Source organism: Streptomyces sp. NPDC014733, assembly GCF_043083385.1.
Classification (GTDB): domain Bacteria; phylum Actinomycetota; class Actinomycetes; order Streptomycetales; family Streptomycetaceae; genus Streptomyces.
Map to the genome: position 1 here is coordinate 488,921 of NZ_JBIBYO010000005.1, position 16,680 is coordinate 505,600.

13 protein-coding genes and 1 pseudogene are annotated in these 16,680 nt (G+C 74.9%); 10 read left to right on the forward strand and 4 right to left on the reverse strand.

The genetic code is table 11. The annotated features are described in order from the left end of the window. Window positions 1-77: 77 nt before the first annotated feature. The gene (locus ACF1BH_RS15915) at window positions 78-563 is read right to left on the reverse strand and encodes a PPOX class F420-dependent oxidoreductase (protein ID WP_391643045.1); all 486 of its coding nucleotides are present in this window, start codon (window positions 561-563) and stop codon (window positions 78-80) included. 214 nt (window positions 564-777) lie between these two features. After that, window positions 778-1,296, reverse strand: a complete 519-nt coding sequence (locus ACF1BH_RS15920; protein WP_391643046.1) for a hypothetical protein — start codon at window positions 1,294-1,296, stop codon at window positions 778-780. 129 nt (window positions 1,297-1,425) lie between these two features. On the opposite strand from ACF1BH_RS15920, the gene ACF1BH_RS15925 reads away from it, so the two are divergent. From ACF1BH_RS15925 to ACF1BH_RS15935, 3 genes are all read left to right on the forward strand, one after another. Beyond that, on the forward strand, window positions 1,426-2,169 hold the full coding sequence (locus ACF1BH_RS15925) for an MBL fold metallo-hydrolase (RefSeq protein ID WP_391643047.1): 744 nt from the start codon (window positions 1,426-1,428) through the stop codon (window positions 2,167-2,169). A 215-nt stretch (window positions 2,170-2,384) separates the two neighbouring features. Next, window positions 2,385-3,194 carry a S1 family peptidase gene (locus ACF1BH_RS15930; protein WP_391643048.1) on the forward strand — a complete coding sequence of 270 codons (810 nt, stop codon included), beginning with the start codon at window positions 2,385-2,387 and terminating at the stop codon, window positions 3,192-3,194. 274 nt (window positions 3,195-3,468) lie between these two features. After that, a complete protein-coding gene (locus ACF1BH_RS15935; protein ID WP_391643049.1) occupies window positions 3,469-6,552 on the forward strand; it encodes an endo-alpha-N-acetylgalactosaminidase family protein in 3,084 nt (1,027 codons plus the stop codon). A gap of 45 nt (window positions 6,553-6,597) precedes the next feature. Here the strand turns inward: ACF1BH_RS15935 and ACF1BH_RS15940 are convergent, their stop codons facing one another. Further along, window positions 6,598-8,364: a beta-galactosidase family protein gene (locus ACF1BH_RS15940; protein WP_391643050.1), complete on the reverse strand. Its 1,767-nt coding sequence runs from the start codon at window positions 8,362-8,364 to the stop codon at window positions 6,598-6,600. 135 nt (window positions 8,365-8,499) lie between these two features. Between ACF1BH_RS15940 and ACF1BH_RS15945 the strand changes: the two are divergent. After that, window positions 8,500-9,369 (forward strand): annotated as a pseudogene (locus tag ACF1BH_RS15945) (helix-turn-helix domain-containing protein); the annotation flags it as partial. A gap of 3 nt (window positions 9,370-9,372) precedes the next feature. Here the strand turns inward: ACF1BH_RS15945 and ACF1BH_RS15950 are convergent. Then, on the reverse strand, window positions 9,373-10,791 hold the full coding sequence (locus ACF1BH_RS15950) for an MFS transporter (protein WP_391643051.1): 1,419 nt from the start codon (window positions 10,789-10,791) through the stop codon (window positions 9,373-9,375). Window positions 10,792-11,081: 290 nt separating this feature from the next. Here ACF1BH_RS15950 and ACF1BH_RS15955 point away from each other — a divergent pair, with 290 nt between their 5' ends. From ACF1BH_RS15955 to ACF1BH_RS15980, 6 genes are all read left to right on the forward strand, one after another. After that, window positions 11,082-12,605: an aldehyde dehydrogenase gene (locus tag ACF1BH_RS15955; protein WP_391643052.1), complete on the forward strand. Its 1,524-nt coding sequence runs from the start codon at window positions 11,082-11,084 to the stop codon at window positions 12,603-12,605. 71 nt (window positions 12,606-12,676) lie between these two features. After that, window positions 12,677-13,603: a VOC family protein gene (locus ACF1BH_RS15960; protein WP_391643053.1), complete on the forward strand. Its 927-nt coding sequence runs from the start codon at window positions 12,677-12,679 to the stop codon at window positions 13,601-13,603. Continuing rightward, window positions 13,600-14,436, forward strand: a complete 837-nt coding sequence (locus ACF1BH_RS15965) for an aspartate dehydrogenase domain-containing protein (RefSeq protein WP_391643054.1) — start codon at window positions 13,600-13,602, stop codon at window positions 14,434-14,436. The genes ACF1BH_RS15960 and ACF1BH_RS15965 overlap by 4 nt, the downstream gene beginning before the upstream one ends. Further along, entirely contained in the window at window positions 14,433-15,230 is a 798-nt protein-coding gene (locus ACF1BH_RS15970; protein WP_391643055.1) for an alpha/beta fold hydrolase, read from the forward strand. Before ACF1BH_RS15965 ends, ACF1BH_RS15970 begins: the two co-directional genes overlap by 4 nt. A 34-nt stretch (window positions 15,231-15,264) precedes the next feature. Then, entirely contained in the window at window positions 15,265-15,786 is a 522-nt protein-coding gene (locus tag ACF1BH_RS15975; RefSeq protein ID WP_391643056.1) for a cupin domain-containing protein, read from the forward strand. Next, entirely contained in the window at window positions 15,786-16,538 is a 753-nt protein-coding gene (locus ACF1BH_RS15980; RefSeq protein ID WP_391643057.1) for an SDR family oxidoreductase, read from the forward strand. The genes ACF1BH_RS15975 and ACF1BH_RS15980 overlap by 1 nt, the downstream gene beginning before the upstream one ends. The last annotated feature ends 142 nt before the right edge of the window (window positions 16,539-16,680 follow it).

The window sequence follows — 16,680 nt, forward strand, 5'->3', positions numbered from 1 at the left end:
GATTCCCCGACCGGCAGGCGGGCGTCGCGCGTCTCTTGGCGGGCGGCCCGCCCCGGCGCGGGGCGGGCCGCCCGTACTCACTGCCCGGACTCACCGTCCCCGGCGGCCAGCCGGGCGGGGAAGCCGCCGGTGGCGACCGGGCCCCAGCGCCGCGGGACCACCCGGATCAGGGATTTGCCCTGGTCACGCATTGCCTGGCGGTACTCGTCCCAGTCCGGGTGCTCACCGGCGATGTTGCGGTAGTACTCGACCAGCGGCTCGATGGACTCCGGTACGTCGAGCACCTCGGCCTCGCCGTCGATCTGCACCCACGGACCGTTCCACTCGTCGGACAGCACGATCACGCTGACCGACGGCGCCCGGCGGGCGTTGCGCACCTTGGCGCGCTCGGGATACGTCGACATGACCAGCCGTCCGTCGTCGTCCACCCCGCAGGTCAGCGGCGAGCCCTGCGGAGTGCCGTCGGAGCGGCGGGTCAGCAGGATCGCGCGGTGCCGGGGGCGGACGAACTCCAGCAGCTCGGGCAGTTCGACTCGGGTGTTACGGGCGATGGAGGGGCTCATGGCGCGAGCCTAGGGGGTGTCCTCCCGATCCGCGTGGAGCAGGCCGTGGCGTCCGGTGCCGGACCCCGTCGCCCCCGGAAAAAGGGGCCGGGGCGGGCCGGTGGGGGTACCGCGGCGCCCCACACGCCGCGGTGCCCCTACCGCCCCGCCCCGGCCCGGCGTCCGCCGCGGCGCCGCGGGGAGTGGCGCGCCGCCGTGCGGACGGTCGGGGGTTTCAGCGGTGCGAGGCCAGCGGCTTGCCGGTGGCCGCGTCGACGAGGGTGCGGTGCCCCAGCGGCTTCTTGAGGTCCAACGTCACCTTGTCGGTGGCCAGTTGGGCGGTGCACATCTTCTTGTCGTCCTTCTTACGGCTCCAGCCGGAGACCACGACCAGCTTCTCCGACTCCCGCACGTGCGCGCCGTACTTCGCGTCGCAGGCGCCGTGGCCGACGGTCACCGTCACCTTCCGCGCCGAGACGCCCGGCCGGTCCGCCCCGGCCAGCGGCAGCAGCGCCTCCTTGTGTCCGGACACCGGCTCGACCTTCGGCCAGTCCCGCACGATGGTGTCGGCACGCTGCTCGAACGCGTCCTGCTTGCCGGGCGGTGCGGCCCCGACCTTCTGCTCGGCCCCGCCGCACCCGGCCAGCGCCGTACCGGCGGCGGTCAGGGCGATCAGGGCGGCCAGGGTGCGCCGCGCGGTACGGCTCTTCCCGGCGGGGGTGCGGGTGGTCCGCTGTGCTGTGGTGGTCCACATGTCTGCCTCCTCGGGTCACGCATGGGACGGAGCCGGGGCCGATCGGGTTCCGCTTCTTTCGCCGGCCGGGCGATCTGCCCACGGCAGAAGGCGTTTCGCGGGCCCGCCCCGATCCGTAGCGTCGCCGGTATGACCCCTCCTCGTACGGAACTCCGCCGGCTCACCGGCACCGTCCGGCAGCTGCCGTTCGCCCTCGGGCACGTCCACCTCGTCGCGCTGCCCGGCGACGGCTTCGCCGCCGTCGACACCGGTATGCCCGGCTCCGCCCCCGCGATCCTGGAGGCGCTCGGACAGCTCGGCGCCGGGCCCGGCGCGCTGCGCCAGATCGTGCTGACCCACTCCCACATCGACCATGTCGGCGCGGCCGCCGCGCTGGTCGCCGCCACCGGCGCCACCGTGCTGGCGGGCGCCGACGACATCCCGTACATCACCGGCGCCCGCCCCGAACCGCAGGCGCCGCACACCCCGGCGGAGGCGGCGCTCCGGGCGCAGATCGACGCGGGGCTGCCCGGCGGGGCGCTGCCGGAGCGGGAGCCCGTCGCGGTGGACGTCGCGCTGCACGAGGGGGACACGCTCGACGGCTGGGGCGAGCCGGTGCGGGTGCTGCATGTGCCCGGGCACACCCCGGGCGGCATCGCGCTGCATCTGCCGCGCTCGCGGGTGCTGTTCCCCGGCGACCTCATCGGTACGGTCGGCGGCCGGGTGGTGCTCGGTCCGTTCAACGTCGCGCGGGAGCAGGCCGAGGCGTCGTTCCGCCGGCTCGCCGCGCTCGACGATGTCGAGACGGTCTGTGTCCCGCACGGAGAACCCCTGGTGGAGGGCGCGCGCCTCGCTGGCCGCCGCCACGCCGGAGCGCGACTGGCGGTGAGGTGACGTCTGGGGCGGTGGGGGCAGGGGGAGTTGGCGGTCCTGGCACCCTTGTCACGCTGAGCGTCCGCTCACATAATCACAGAGCGCTTTACGGACTCATCCCCCACTGGGTCCGCAGGCCGCACGGCAGGCTGCCCTTTTCTAGCCGTGTCGCGCACCGGCTCCGGTGGGGCACGCGTCCGTCGTCGACGTGCAACCCCCCCACGAAAGGAAGCCCGTTGCGCAGCTCCCTGAAGCACCTCAAGAGAACCACCGCCGCCGGCGCCGTCGCCCTGGCCGCCTTCAGCCTTCTGCCCGGCACCGCCTTCGCGGCGCCCGCCCCCGACGCGTCCGGCTCGGTGAGCACCAAGGTCGTCGGCGGCACCAAGGCCGACCAGGGTGAATTCCCCTTCATGGTCCGGCTGTCGATGGGCTGCGGCGGCGCGCTGTACGCCAAGGACATCGTGCTGACCGCGGCGCACTGCGTCGACGGCAGCGGTGCCAACACCGACATCACCGTCACCGGTGGCGTCGTCGACCTGGAGGACTCGGCCGCCGTCAAGGTCAAGTCCACCGAGGTCCTCCAGGCCCCCGGCTACAACGGCAAGGGCAAGGACTGGGCGCTGATCAAGCTGGAGAAGCCGATCGACCAGCCCACCCTGAAGATCGCCCAGGACGACAAGTTCAACAACGGTGACTTCACCATCGCCGGTTGGGGCGCCGACAAGGAGGGCGGCGACCAGCAGCGCTACCTCCTGAAGGCGACGGTGCCGTTCATCGACGACGCCACCTGCCAGAAGGCGTACGGCGACGACCTGACCCCGGGCGACGAGATATGCGCCGGCAAGCTCGACACCGGCGGCGTCGACACCTGCCAGGGCGACTCCGGCGGCCCGATGTTCCGCAAGGACGACGCGGGCGAGTTCATCCAGGTCGGCATCGTCTCCTGGGGTGAGGGCTGCGCCCGTCCCGGCAAGCCCGGTGTCTACTCCGAGGTGAGCACCTTCGCCGCGGACATCGCGAAGGCCGCGGGCGAGCTGGGCGCCTGACCCGCCGGGGCACGTCCCCACCGCGCGGCGGCGGACTTCCCCCGGGCCCGCCGCCGCACCCCGACCGCCCCGGTACCGGCCCGCCCCGCCGGTACCGGGGCGGTGTGCGTGGCGGCGCGGCCCGGGCGGCCCCGCACCTCCCGGCGCCTCCGCCGCCCTCCCGCCTCCGTTAGTCCAACTGCTCTCCCTCCTTTGTCCATAGGCGCGTCCGCCCCACCGGCCGCACGCTGTCCGGCAACAGCCCGAGGGCCCGGCGTCAGGGAGGACAGTGCGCGTGAACGAAGAGAGAACGGACCCGGGCGGACCCCGCAGGCGGACGGTCGTCGCCGCCACCGCCCTCGCCTCGGCAGCCACCGCGCTGCCCCTCGGCGCGGGCACCGCCCTCGCCGCGCCCGGTGCCCGCGGCGGCGAGGCGGTGCTGCGCTCGGCGGCGCTGGAGGTCCGGGTCGCCACCGGGTTCCCGCAGATCGTCGCGTACACCGACCGGGCCACCGGCGCCGTGCTGCACGGGCGGCGGGACGCGGTGCGCGAGGTACTGATCGACGGGCGGGCCCACACGCCCGACGTCACCCACCGCCTCGCCGCCGACCGCGCCACGTACACCCTCGACCTCGGCTCCGGCACCCGGATCGGCGTGGAGATCGCGATGGCCGGACCGACCGTCACCTGGCGGGTCACCGGCATCGAGGACACCGCGGCGCTGCCCGTCGGCACGCTGGAGATACCGGGGCTCGCGCTGCTGAGCGTGCGCAGCGACCAGCCGGGCGCGCAGTTGCTCGCCGCCCGGATCGACCTCGACAAGTCCCGCAGCGGCGACACCCTGGTCACGCCCCGGCCGGACACCGCGCCGGACCCGGAACCGGTCGGCTGCGCCTACGCGGTCGTCGCCACCGGGCAACTGGCCGCCGCCGTCGAGACCAACACCGTCCAGGACCTCCCGACCGCCGCGACGACCTGGGAGAACGGCCGGCTGTGGCGGCAGACCGTCCGTGACGACGGCGTCGTCGCGGCGCAGGTGGGGCCCGGGCAGTGGACCCACCGGGCGAAGGGCGCACCCCGCGACGCCACCGAACCGCTGCCGTACGCGACCGTCGTCGTCACCGGCGACCGCAACGGCGACGGCGTGGCCGACTGGCAGGACGGGGCCGCCGCGCTGCGCGACATCATGACCGAACCGGCCGGCGCCGACGCCCAGCATCTGCGGGTCGTCCCGCACATCCCGTTCAACTTCGCCAGCCAGGCCACCAATCCGTTCCTCGCCACCCTCGACGACGTCAAGCGGATCGCGCTGGCCACCGACGGGCTGCGGCAGTTCACCCTGCTCAAGGGCTATCAGTCCGAGGGCCACGACTCCGCGCACCCCGACTACGCCGGGAACTACAACGTCCGCGCCGGCGGTCTCGCCGACCTCAACGCGCTGCTGCGCGCCGGGAAGAGCTGGGGCAGCGACTTCGCGGTGCACGTCAACGCCACCGAGTCGTACCCGGAGGCGCACGCCTTCTCCGAGGAGCTGGTGGACACCGCCGACCCGCAGTGGGACTGGCTCGACCAGTCGTACCGCATCGACGCCCGCCGCGATTTGCTCTCGGGGGACATCGCGGCCCGGCTGGCGAGGCTGCGCGCCGAGACCGACCCGGGCCTGACCACCCTCTACTTCGACGTCTTCCGCGAATCGGGCTGGAACTCCGACCGCCTCCAGCGCCATCTGCGCGACCAGGGCTGGCAGGTCGCCTCCGAATGGAGCCACGGCCTGGAACGCTCCTCGCTCTGGTCGCACTGGGCCAACGAGACCGACTACGGGCCCGACACCTCCCGCGGCATCAACTCCCGGCTGATCCGCTTCGTCCGTAACCACCAGAAGGACGTCTTCGCCGACAAGTGGCCGACGCTGCTGGGCGCGCCCCGGATGGGCAACTTCGAGGGCTGGACCGGCAAGACCGACTGGTACGCGTTCCTCGACATCGTCTGGCGCGACGCGCTGCCGGCCAAGTACCTCCAGGCGTATCCGATCCGCACCTGGGGCGCGCACGAGATCACCTTCGAGGGTCCGGGCCGCACCACCGTCTCCGACGAGGGCGGCGTCCGCCGGATCACCACCGACGGGCGGCTGGTCCTCGACGGCGGCCGCTATCTGCTGCCCTGGGAGCCGCGCCGCGCCACCGACCCGGCGAAGCTCTACCACTACCACCAGGACGGCGGCGCCTCCAGCTGGCGGCTGCCGCGCGGCTGGGCGGACGCCACCGCCGTGTACGCGTACCGGCTCACCGACCGGGGCCGCGCCGAGGAGCGGCGGCTGCCGGTGCGCGACGGCCGGCTCACCCTCGACGCGGAGCCGGGGACCGCGTACGTGGTGTACCGGCGGAAGGCGCCCGCGGTCCGTGACCCGCGCTGGGGCGAGGGCACCGCCGTCGCCGACCCCGGCTTCCACGGCGGCACCGTCCACTGGCACACCGAGGGCCCGGTCTCCGTCGTCACCAGTGCGCTCGGCGACCCGGAACTCGTCGTCGGGGCGGGCGCGGCGGCCACCGTCTCCCAGCGGCCGGACCGGCTGCCGCCTGGCGACTACGCGGCGTCCGTGCAGGTCGAGGTGGGGGAGCGGGCCGGGCAGCGGCGCCGCGCCACCCTGGAGGTACGGACCGCCGACGGCACTCGCGCCGCCAACTGGACGGAGACGTCAACGGCCGTGAACCACGTCGCCGCCGACCGCAAGCACGGCACCCGCTTCCAGCGGCTGACCACCCGCTTCACCGTGCCGGAGGGCGGTGGTCCGGTCACCCTGGCGCTGACCGTGGCGGCCGGTACGCCGCGGGTGCGGTTCGACAACGTCCGGGTGGTGCGCGCCGGACGCAGCGCCCGGCCCGGGACGCTGGTGTACGAGGATTTCGCGCACGTCCCGCAGGGCTGGGGCGTCTTCGTCAAGGGCGACGCGGGCGGCGCCACCGACCCCCGCACCCACCTCAGCGAGCGCCATGCGCCGTACACCCGCCGGGGCTGGAACGGGAAGGCGGTCGACGACGTCCTCGACGGCGCCGCCTCGCTGAAGTCCCGCGGCGAGAACCCGGGCGTGGTGTACCGCACGGTGGCGCACACCGTCCGCTTCCGCCCCGGCCACCGCTACCGCGTCTCCTTCTCCTACGTCAACGAGAAGGCCGGGCAGTACGCCTGGCTCACCGCCGTCGACGAGCCCGCACCCCGCGAACTGGACCGCCGCCCGCTGCCCGCGGCGACCGCACCGGCCACGTTCACGTACGAGTTCACCGCACCGGACGACGGTGAGACCTGGGTGGGGCTGCGGAAGACCGGTGACGACGACAAGGCGGAGTTCGTGCTGGACGGGTTCGAGGTGCGGGAGGTGTGAGGACGGCCCCGGAACCGCCCGTCTCAGGCGCGGTTCCGGGGCCGCTCACGGCACCAGCCGCACCGCGCCTGCCTCCTGCGCTCCGCCCAGCTCCAGCAGCAGCACCTCGTGGGGGCCCTCGCGCAGCACCGGGCCCGGGACGTACAGGGTCCGCTGCGGGCCCCGCGACCAGTAGCGGCCGAGGGGGAAGCCGCCCAGCCAGGCGAAACCCCGGTTCCAGCCGGGGAGTTCGAGCCGGGCGTCGCCGGCGGCGCCGGGCGGGACGGTGACCGTGCCGCGGTGCAGCCCCCGCGCCCCGGGCCGGGCCGGGCCGAACGGCAGCCGGGCCACCGCCGCCGTGTCCTCCACCGCGTCCAGCCGCAGGCCCTGCGCCCGTACGCCGTGCAGATACTGGCGCTCGTGCAGCGCCCCGCCCGTGAGGCCCTTGGACTCGCCGAGGCGGGGACCGTAGTTGACCCGGCCCAGGGACTCCACCCACAGCTCCACCTCCGCCGGGCCCGGTACGTCGCCGAGCACCGCGTCCTCGGTGTCCAGCTCCGGGCCCGGCACGCCGTCCACGAACGTCACCGCGCGGTCCCGCAGCCCCCGCAGCCGCAGCGGATACGGCCGGCGGGGGCCCGGGACCCGCAGCCGGTAGCGGACCAGCCCGCGGTCCACGTCCAGTTCCTCGAAGGTCGCCGGGACGGGCGTCGTCACCTCCGGGCCGCCCAGCGTGTCCAGCACCGCGCCGGGCGCCGCCCACCGGTCGAGGCGGACGTCCACCGGGGCGGCCAGCACCGGCCAGGGGGCGGGCGGCGGGGGCGGCGGGGTCTCCGTGTACGGGGCCAGGATCTCGCGGAAGAGGGCGAACTTGGCGGTGGGGCGGCCGCGTTCGTCGACCGGGGCGGCGTAGTCGTAGGAGGTGACGGTCGGCTGGAGCGGGCCGTCGTGCAGCGCACCGGCGCGGTTGGCGCCCGCGTGGCCGCCGAAGCTGGTGCCGCCGTGCGCCATGTAGAGGTTGACGGATGCCCCGCACTCCAGGGTGGCGCGCAGCTCCCGCGCCGCCCGCTCCGCCCCGTCCGGTGCGGGCGCCTCGCCCCAGTGCGCGAACCAGCCGCACCACAGCTCCGCGCAGAACAGCGGGCCGGACGGCCGGTGGCGGCGGAGCGCGGCGAACGCCTCCGGGGCGCCCGAGCCGAAGTTCACCGCGGCGAGCACGCCCGGGAGCGAACCGCCGGTCAGCATGTGGTCCTCCGGCCCGTCGGAGGTGAACAGCGGCACCGTCACGCCCCGGTCGCGCAGCAGCTCCGCCAGCCACGCCAGGTACCCGGTGTCCGACCCGTAGGAGCCGTACTCGTTCTCCACCTGGACCAGCACCACCGGGCCGCCGGCGGTGCACTGGCGGGGGACGAGCTGCGGCAGCAGCGCCGTGAACCACCGCTCCACCGCCGCCAGATACGCCGGGTCGGTGGTCCGTACCCGGCCGCCCAGCGGCCCGGTCAGCCAGTGCGGCAGCCCGCCGTTCTCCCACTCGGCGCAGATGTACGGACCGGGCCGCACGATCGCCCGCAGCCCGGCGCGCCCGGCCGCGTCCAGGAACCGGCCCACCGCGGCGACGTCCCGCAGCTCACCGGGGCGGGGTTCGTGGAGGTTCCACGGGACGTACGTCTCCACGCAGTTGAGGCCCAGGGCGCGCAGCATCGCCAGCCGGTGGTCCCACTGCGCCTCGTGGACGCGGAAGTGGTGCAGCGCCCCGGACAGCAGCCGCAGCGGCCGCCCGTCCAGCAGGAAATCCCGCTCGCCCACCGCGAACGCGGCCGCCTCGCCTGTCACCGTGGTGCCCGCCCTCCGCCGTCGCCGTCCGTGCCGCTCACCCTCGCCCCCTGGCGGGGCGGCGGTCCATGGACAAAGATCGGCGCTGTTTGGACGGAGCGGCGGACGGCGGCGGACGCACCGGGGAGGCCGGAGATGTACCACACCTGGATGCGCTACTTCACGCCCACACCGGCCCACCACCGCCTCGGGCTGGTCTGTCTGGGCGTCGGCCTCCAGCACGGCACGCTGCCGCCGGTCGGGCCGCGCATCCTCGACCACCATGTCGCGCTGGTGATCAGCGCCGGGCGCGGCTGGTACGCGGGGACCGACGGCCGCATCCGGGAGATCACCGCGCCCGCCCTGCTGTGGCTGCTGCCGGGCGTCGTCCACCACTACGGCGCGGACCCGGACAGCGGCTGGGACGAGAGCTTCGTCGACTTCACGGGACCGGCCGCCGCCACCTACCGGGAGCTGGGGTACATCGAGGCGGACCGCTGCCTGGTGCCGCTCACCGACACCGTCGCCCCGCGCGCCGCCGTCGGCCGGATCGCCCGCGCCGCGCGCCGTGACAACCCGCTCCTGGAGGTGGAGACCTCCGCCGCCGTCCACGAACTCCTCGTGGCGCTGCGCCGGGCCCGCGCCGGGACCGGGACGGACGGCGATCCGGTGCTGCGGGCGCTGGCCCGGGACGCCTTCGCGCCGCTGACGGTGGCCGGGCACGCGGCCCGTAACGGACTGACGCCCGCCGCGCTGCGTGCCGCGGTGCGCCGGGCCGCCGGGTGCACGCCCAAGGACTATCTGCTGGGCATCCGGCTGGGCCGGGCCAAGGAGCTGCTGGCGGCGACGGAGCTGCCCGTCGCCGCCGTGGCCCGCCGGGTCGGCTACGACGATCCGGCGTACTTCAGCCGGCTGTTCACCCGCCGGGTCGGCACGCCCCCGGTCCGCTTCCGCGAGCGGCAGGGGCGCACCGTGCCGGGCGGCTGGTCCGACACGGTGCCCGACCCGGACGATCCGCCGGTGCTGCGGTCAGGGGGAGACCTCCTCCAGCGGCCGGTCGCGGGTCTCCTCGGCGAAGAAGGCGGCGGCCAGCGCACCGGCGGCGGCGACCGCGGCGAGTACCGCGAACACCGCGGGCAGTCCGGACGCGGCGTACACCGCGCCGACGACGACGGGCCCGCCGATCACCCCCAGCCGGTTGACCGCACCGCCCGTGGCGCAGCCCAGCGCCCGCATCCGGGTCGGGTACAGCTCCGGGGTGTAGAGGTACAGGCAGATGTTGGAGCCGAAGAAGCAGACCGCGGCGAGTGAGGTCCACAGCAGGACGCCGCCGGTGGAGCCGGTACCCGTCAGGGCGAGGACGAGGAGGGTGGCCGCGGTGCCGCCGAGGAAGAGCGGGAAGATCCGGCGGCGGCCGATCCGGTCCACGGTGAGCGCGGCGACCAGGCAGCCCGCCAGCCCGGCGACGGAGGTGACCGTCGAGGCGAGCAGCGCGTCCCCGAGCGAGAGGTGGAAGCGGCTGCCGTAGATGCTCGGCAGCCAGGACGTGATGCCGTAGTTGACGAAGTACCCGGTGAACCAGAGGGCGGCGAGGACGAGGGTGCGGCGGCGGTAGCGGCCGGTGAACAGGCCCCGGACACCGGTGGCGGCGCGTTCGGCGGGGGTGGCGGGCACGACCGGGCCGTCACCGGCGGACGCCGGGGCAGGGCCGGTGACCGGTGGCAGCGGGCGGCCCGTCGCCGCCTCGACCTTCCGCTCGATCAGCGCCATGGTCTCCTCCGCCTCCCGCATCCGTCCGCGGTCGGCGAGCCAGCGCGGGGACTCGGGGACGGTGCGGCGTACCAGCAGCGCCAGCAGTCCGGGGAGCGCGGCGAGCAGGTACATCCAGCGCCAGCCGAGGGCCGGGACGATCCAGGCGGCGCAGAGCGCGCCGACGGTGAGCCCGGCGGGGAAGACCAGTTCGTAGAGGAGGACGAAGCGGCCGCGGCCCAGGCTGCGGGTGATCTCGCTGATGAAGGTGGCGGCGACCGGCACCTCACCGCCGATCGCCAGGCCCTGGACGAAGCGGAGCGCCATGAAGGAGGGGGGCCCGTCCGTGGCCGCGAGGGCGGCGGAGGCCAGCCCCGACAGGCCGATGCAGGCGGCGATGACGGTGACCCGGCCGTAGCGGTCGGCGAGGCGGCCGGAGAGCAGCGCGCCGAGGAGCATGCCGACCGAGCCGACGGTCATCACCAGGGTGGCGCCGCCGGTGGACAGTGCCCATTCCTGGCGGAGTTCGGGCATCGCGTAGGCGATCAGCAGTTGGTCGAAGGCTTCGAAGAAGGTCACGACGCCGATGACGACGCGGACGGTGACGTGCCAGCGGGACAGCGGGAGTCGTTCGAACCGGGCGGCGAGCGCGGCGCGGGCGGCGCCGGTCTCGCGGTCCGGGGAGGCGGCAAGGCTCATCCGGGGATTCCTCCAGGCCCGCGGCGGGGCGGGAGAGGGGCAGGGCAGGGGGAGGGCGAGGCGCGGCGGGGCGGCGGTCGGGGGGAGGCCGCACGATGTCCCGTCCGTAAGCGCAAAGCTTCTAAGCGCTTAAGTTCTACCGACCATGGGGGCGGGGTCGTCAAGGGGTCGGACAGGGAAAGTTTTCCGGCCGGTGGGGGTTGCCAGGAAATAGTTAAGTGCTTAGATTTCTGGCGCTGAAGCAATCCGCTCGGCACACCCCCGCCCAACTCCCGTTCAGGAGGCCCCGGATGACCGTCGACGCACCGGTGAACGACCTGGTGCCCACGCCGGGCGCCACCCCGGACGAGGTCCTGGTCGCGGGCGAGTGGCGGCGCGGCACCGGCGCCCCGATCACCACCGTCGACCCGGCGACCGGCCGCACCCTGGCCACCGTGACCGGCGCGGGCACCGCCGACGTCGACGCCGCGGCCACCGCCGCCGCCCGCGCCGCCGCCGACCCGGCCTGGCGCCGGCTGCCGCCGCATCTGCGCGCCCGGCTGCTGCACCGCATCGCCACCCTCGTCGACACCCACGCCGACGCGCTCTCCGCCCTCCAGACCGCCGACACCGGCAAGACCCGCGCCGAGACCCTCGCCCTGGTGCGCAGCGCCGCCGCCACCTTCCGGTACGTCGCCGCCGCCGTGGAGACCGCCGAGGACGCCGTCACGCCCTCCCGCGGTGACTACGTCACCCTCAGCCGCCATGAACCGATCGGCGTCGTCGGCGCCATCACCCCGTGGAACTCCCCGATAGCCAGCGACGCCCAGAAACTCGCGCCCGCCCTCGCCGCCGGGAACGCCGTCCTGCTCAAGCCCGCCGAGTGGACCCCGCTCGTCGCCCTGGCCCTCGGCCGGATCGTGCACCGCGCCCTCACCGAGGAGGGGCTGCCCACCGGGCTCCTCGCCGTGCTGCCCGGACCGGGCACCGTCACCGGCGACGCGATCGTGCGCCATCCGGCCGTCGGGAAGGTCGCGTTCACCGGCGGCACCCGCACCGGACGCGCCATCGGGCGGATCGCCGCCGACAAGATCATGCCGGTCTCGCTGGAGCTGGGCGGCAAGTCGCCGACGGTCGTCTTCGCGGACGCGGACACCGAAACCGCCCTGGCCGGCGTGTTGTTCGGGATCTTCTCCTCCAGCGGCCAGAGCTGCATCGCCGGCTCCCGCCTCTTCGTCCACCGCTCCCGCTACGACGCCTTCCTCGACGAGCTGACCGCACGGGCCCGGGCGCTGCGCGTCGGCCCCGGCACCGACCCCGCCACCCAGGTCGGCCCGCTCGTCCACCACCGCCACCGCGACCACGTCGCCGCCTACGTCGACCTGGCCCGCCAGGAGGGCGCCCGGGTCCGCTGCGGTGGCGCCGCACCCGAGGGGGAGCGCTACCGCGACGGCGCCTACTACCTCCCCACCGTCCTCGACGGGCTGCCGCCCACCGCCCGGGTCTGCCGGGAGGAGATCTTCGGTCCGGTCCTCGTCGCGCTGCCCTTCGACGACGAGGACGACCTCGTCGCGCAGGCCAACGACACGGTCTACGGCCTCGCCTGCGGACTGTGGACCCGCGACGCGGCCACCGCCTGGCGGGTCGCCGGCCGGATCGACGCCGCCACCGTGTGGATCAACACGTACAAGCAGTTCAGCGCGGCCACCCCGTTCGGCGGGATGAAGGAGAGCGGGCTGGGCCGGGAGAAGGGCCGCGACGGCATCCGCGCCTACCAGCGGCAGCAGAGCCTCTACTGGGGCACCGGCGGCCCGCTGCCCTGGGCCGCCTCCTGACCTCCGGCCGTACGCCGCGCCCCCACCGCCCGTCCGCTTCCGCCCGCCCCCGTCCGAAGGATGCCGAACCGATGCCCCACGAGCCCATAGCCCGGCTCCGCGCGCTGCGCGCCGTCGAACTCCGCACCCCCGCCGTCACCGAGGCCACCGACTTCTACCGCGAGGTGTGGGGCCTGGAGACCGTCGATGCCGAGCCCGGCGCCGCCTGGCTGCGCGGCACCGGACCCGAACACCACGTCCTCGCCCTCACCCACGCCGACCGGCCCGCCCTCGGGAAGATCAGCTTCGCCCTCGCCACCCCCGCCGAGGTCGACGCCGCCGCCCGCCGCCTCGAAGCCCGCGGCATCGTGCCCGTCCACGGCCCCGGACCGCTCGACCAGCTCGGCGGTGGCTACGGCCTGCGCTTCACCGACCCCGAGGGACGGCTGCTGGAGCTGAGCGCCCACGTCGAGGCCGTCGCCCCGCGCGGCCGGGACGCCGCCGTCCCCGTCGGCGTCACCCACACCGTCCTCAACACCACCGACATCGACGCCGCCGTCGCCTTCTACACCGACGTCCTCGGCCTGCGGGTCTCCGACTGGTCCGAGCACCAGATGGCCTTCCTGCGCTGCAACGCCGACCACCACTGCCTCGCCTTCAACAAGGCCGAGTGGGCGTCCCTCAACCACGTCGCGTACGAGATGACCTCGGTCGACCACTTCATGCGCGGCCTCGGACGGCTGCGCCACCACGGCATCACCCCGCAGTGGGGGCCCGGCCGCCACGGGCCCGGCGACAACACCTTCGCCTACTTCACCGACCCGTCCGGCCTGGTCTGCGAGTACACCTCCGAGGTCGCGCAGATCCTCGAGGACGCCTGGATCGCCCGGGTCTGGCGCCGCACCCCCGAACTCTCCGACCTGTGGGGCACCGCCGGGCCGCCGTCCCCCGCCATCCGCCGCCACATGGCCGGCGCCCCCGACCCCGGCCCGCTCGCCGCCCCGGAAGGAACCGCATGACCGCCGTCTCCGCCGCCCCCGCCACGCCGCCCGCCACCCGCGCCCCGCGCCGGGTCGGCCTCATCGGCTGGGGCGCCATCGGCCGCGTGGTCGGCACCGCGCTGGCCGCCGGTGAGATCCCCGGCGCCGAACTGGCCTGCGTCACCGACAACCGTCCGCTCGGCGACACCGCCCCCGCCCCGCAGCTCTCCCTGGACGAGGCGCTGACCCGCTGCGACCTGATCGTCGAGGCCGCGGGCCAGGGCGTCGTCCGCGCCCACGGCGAGGAGATCCTCACCGCCGGTGCCGACCTGCTGATCGCCTCCACCGGCGCGCTCACCGACGACGCCCTCACCGCCCGGCTGCGCGCCGCCGGACCCGGCCGCGTCTACTTCACCGGCGGCGCCGTCGGCGGCCTCGACCTCCTCCAGGCGGCCCGCGCCCTCGGCCCGCTCACCGAGGTCACCCTCACCACCACCAAGCTCCCCGCCACCCTCGAACAGCCGTGGATGGACGAGGAGTTGCTGCACCGGATGCGGACCGCCACCGGCCCCGTCGAGGTACTGCGCGGCTCCGCCCGCGAGATCCCCGCGAAGTTCCCGCGCTCCACCAACGTCGCCGCCTCCGTCGCCCTCGCCGTCGGCGACCCGGACGCGGTGCGGGTCAGCGTCGTCGCCGACCCCGCGGCCCGCCACACCCGCCATGTCGTCGAGGCGTCCGGCGGCCACGGCAGCTACCGCTTCGAGGTCCGCCACCTGCCCGACGAGGCCAACCCGGCCACCAGCCAGGTCGTGCCGTACGCGGTGCTGCGCTCCCTCGCCGCGCTCGCCGGACGCCCCGGGATGATCCTGTGACCGCGCCCTACGACCTCGCGGGGCTGCACGTCGCGGAGACCGGCACCGACGGGCCGACGCTGCTGTGTCTGCACGGCATCGGCTCCTCCTCCGCCGCCTTCGCCCCGCAGTTCGCGACCCTCGGCGACCGGCTGCGCCTCCTCGCCTGGGACGCCCCCGGCTACGGCGCCTCCGCCGACCCCGAAGGCCCGCTCGACCTGGACGGCTACGCCGACACCGCCGCCGCCCTGATCCGCGGACGCGGCGGCCCGGTCCATGTCCTCGGCGTCTCCTGGGGCGGCGTCATCGCCCTCCGCCTCGCCGCCCGCCACCCCGGCCTCGCCGCCTCGCTGATCGTCGCCTCGTCCAGCGCGGGCTCCGGCACCGACCCGGAGAAGGCCGCCGGCATGCGCGCCCGCGTCACCGAACTCGCCGACCTCGGCCCGCACGCCTTCGCCGCCCGCCGCGGCCCCCGGCTGGTCTCCGACGCGGCGCCCGACGCCCTGGTGCGCCGGGTCACCGACACCATGGCCCGCGCCGTCCGGCTGCCGGGCTACGGATACGCCGCCGAGGCGATGGCCGCCACCGACCTGCGCGGGGAACTGCCCGGCATCACCGCGCCCGCCCTCGTCCTGAGCGGCGACCTCGACCGCGTCACCGGCCCCGGGGCGAGCCAGCTCCTCGCCGGTGCGCTGCCCCGCTCGGCGTACGTGATCGTCAAGGACGCCGGTCACCTCGCCAACCAGGAGCGGCCCGAGGCGTTCGACGCCTGGGTCCTCTCCCACCTCCGGATCACCGCCGGCCTCGGCGACTGATCGTCCCTCCCGCACCACGAAAGGCAGTCACGCCATGCCCCTCACCACCGACGCCTACGACAACGGCGGCGACCTCGCCGCGTACACCGACTCCCTGATCGCCACCAAGGACTCCCGCGAGCCCGACTGGGACACCCTCGCCTTCCAGACCAAGGCCGGTGACCAGTACCGCCGCGCCCAGATCCGCTACGTCGGCTCCGGCGCCACCGGCAACCACGAGGGCGACAACCGCATCCTGCCGTCCGGCGGCTTCACCTTCTCCAACATGCTGCTGCCGCCCGGCGCCGAGGGCCCCGAGCACACCCACCACGACGTCGAGGAGGCGTTCTTCGTCCTGGAGGGCGAGGTCCGCGTCGGCATCCACCGCGGCGAAGGGGAGGCCGAGTACCGCACCCTCGGCTACCGCGACATGATCGTCGTGCCCGCCGGCGTGGCCCGCAGCCTCAAGAACGAGGGCGACACCGACGCGCTGTTCTGCGTCGTCATCGGCACGCGGAAGCCGCAGGTCCCCACCTACCCCGCGCACTCGCCGATGCACGGCGTCACCCGCGACTGATGGCCGCCCCCGCAACCGGCACCGTCGTCGTCACCGGCGCCGGCCGTGGCCTGGGGGAGGCCATGGCCCGCCGGGCCGCCGAGGACGGGCACCGCGTCGTCGTCGCCGAACTCGACACCGCGCGCGGCACCGCCACCACCGCCGCGCTCCGCGCCGACGGCCTCGACGCCCACTTCGTCCGCTGCGACGTCGCCGACCCCGCCTCGGTCACCGCCCTCGCCGAGGCCACCGCCACCCTCGGCCCGCTGTACGGCCTGGTCAACAACGCCGGGCTGGCCAACGGCGTCGGCGGCAAGGAGTTCCAGGAGATCACCGTCGAGGAGTGGGACCGCCTGATGACGGTCAACGCCCGCGGCCCCTGGCTCGTCGCCCGCGCCCTGCTCCCGCAACTCCTGGCGAACGGCACCGGACGCATCGTCAACCTCGCCTCCGACGCCGCCCTCTACGGCTCCCCGCGCCTCGCCCACTACATCGCCTCCAAGGGCGCCGTCATCGCCCTCACCCGGGCGATGGCCCGCGAACTGGGCGACCGGGGCGTCACCGTGAACGCCGTCGCCCCCGGCCTCACCACCTGCGAGGCGACCGAGAACGTCCCCGCCGAACGCCATGAGCTCTACCGGCTGGGCCGCGCCGTCTCCCGCCCGCAACGCCCCGACGACCTCATCGGCCTGGTGGCCTTCCTCCTCCGCGAGGAGTCCCGCTACCTGACCGGCCAGGTCATCGCGGTCAACGGCGGCTTCACCATGCACTGACCCCAACTCACCTGCCACATGAGTGAGTTGAGGAATCCCGCACCCGAAAGGAATCTCAATGATCGTGTCAAGCCGCCTGCGTGACTGGCGGGGCGGAGGTGAACAGCCTCTTGTCACGCAGCATCGCCCAGAGCACGTCGAC

Excerpts from the sequence above, each read along its gene's own strand:
- ACF1BH_RS15915 (WP_391643045.1), bottom strand. The coding sequence starts at position 563 with ATGAGCCCCTCCATCGCCCGTAACACCCGAGTCGAACTGCCCGAGCTG.
- ACF1BH_RS15920 (WP_391643046.1), bottom strand. The coding sequence starts at position 1,296 with ATGTGGACCACCACAGCACAGCGGACCACCCGCACCCCCGCCGGGAAG.
- ACF1BH_RS15925 (WP_391643047.1), top strand. The coding sequence starts at position 1,426 with ATGACCCCTCCTCGTACGGAACTCCGCCGGCTCACCGGCACCGTCCGG.
- ACF1BH_RS15950 (WP_391643051.1), bottom strand. The coding sequence starts at position 10,791 with ATGAGCCTTGCCGCCTCCCCGGACCGCGAGACCGGCGCCGCCCGCGCC.
- ACF1BH_RS15955 (WP_391643052.1), top strand. The coding sequence starts at position 11,082 with ATGACCGTCGACGCACCGGTGAACGACCTGGTGCCCACGCCGGGCGCC.
- ACF1BH_RS15960 (WP_391643053.1), top strand. The coding sequence starts at position 12,677 with ATGCCCCACGAGCCCATAGCCCGGCTCCGCGCGCTGCGCGCCGTCGAA.
- ACF1BH_RS15965 (WP_391643054.1), top strand. The coding sequence starts at position 13,600 with ATGACCGCCGTCTCCGCCGCCCCCGCCACGCCGCCCGCCACCCGCGCC.
- ACF1BH_RS15975 (WP_391643056.1), top strand. The coding sequence starts at position 15,265 with ATGCCCCTCACCACCGACGCCTACGACAACGGCGGCGACCTCGCCGCG.
- ACF1BH_RS15980 (WP_391643057.1), top strand. The coding sequence starts at position 15,786 with ATGGCCGCCCCCGCAACCGGCACCGTCGTCGTCACCGGCGCCGGCCGT.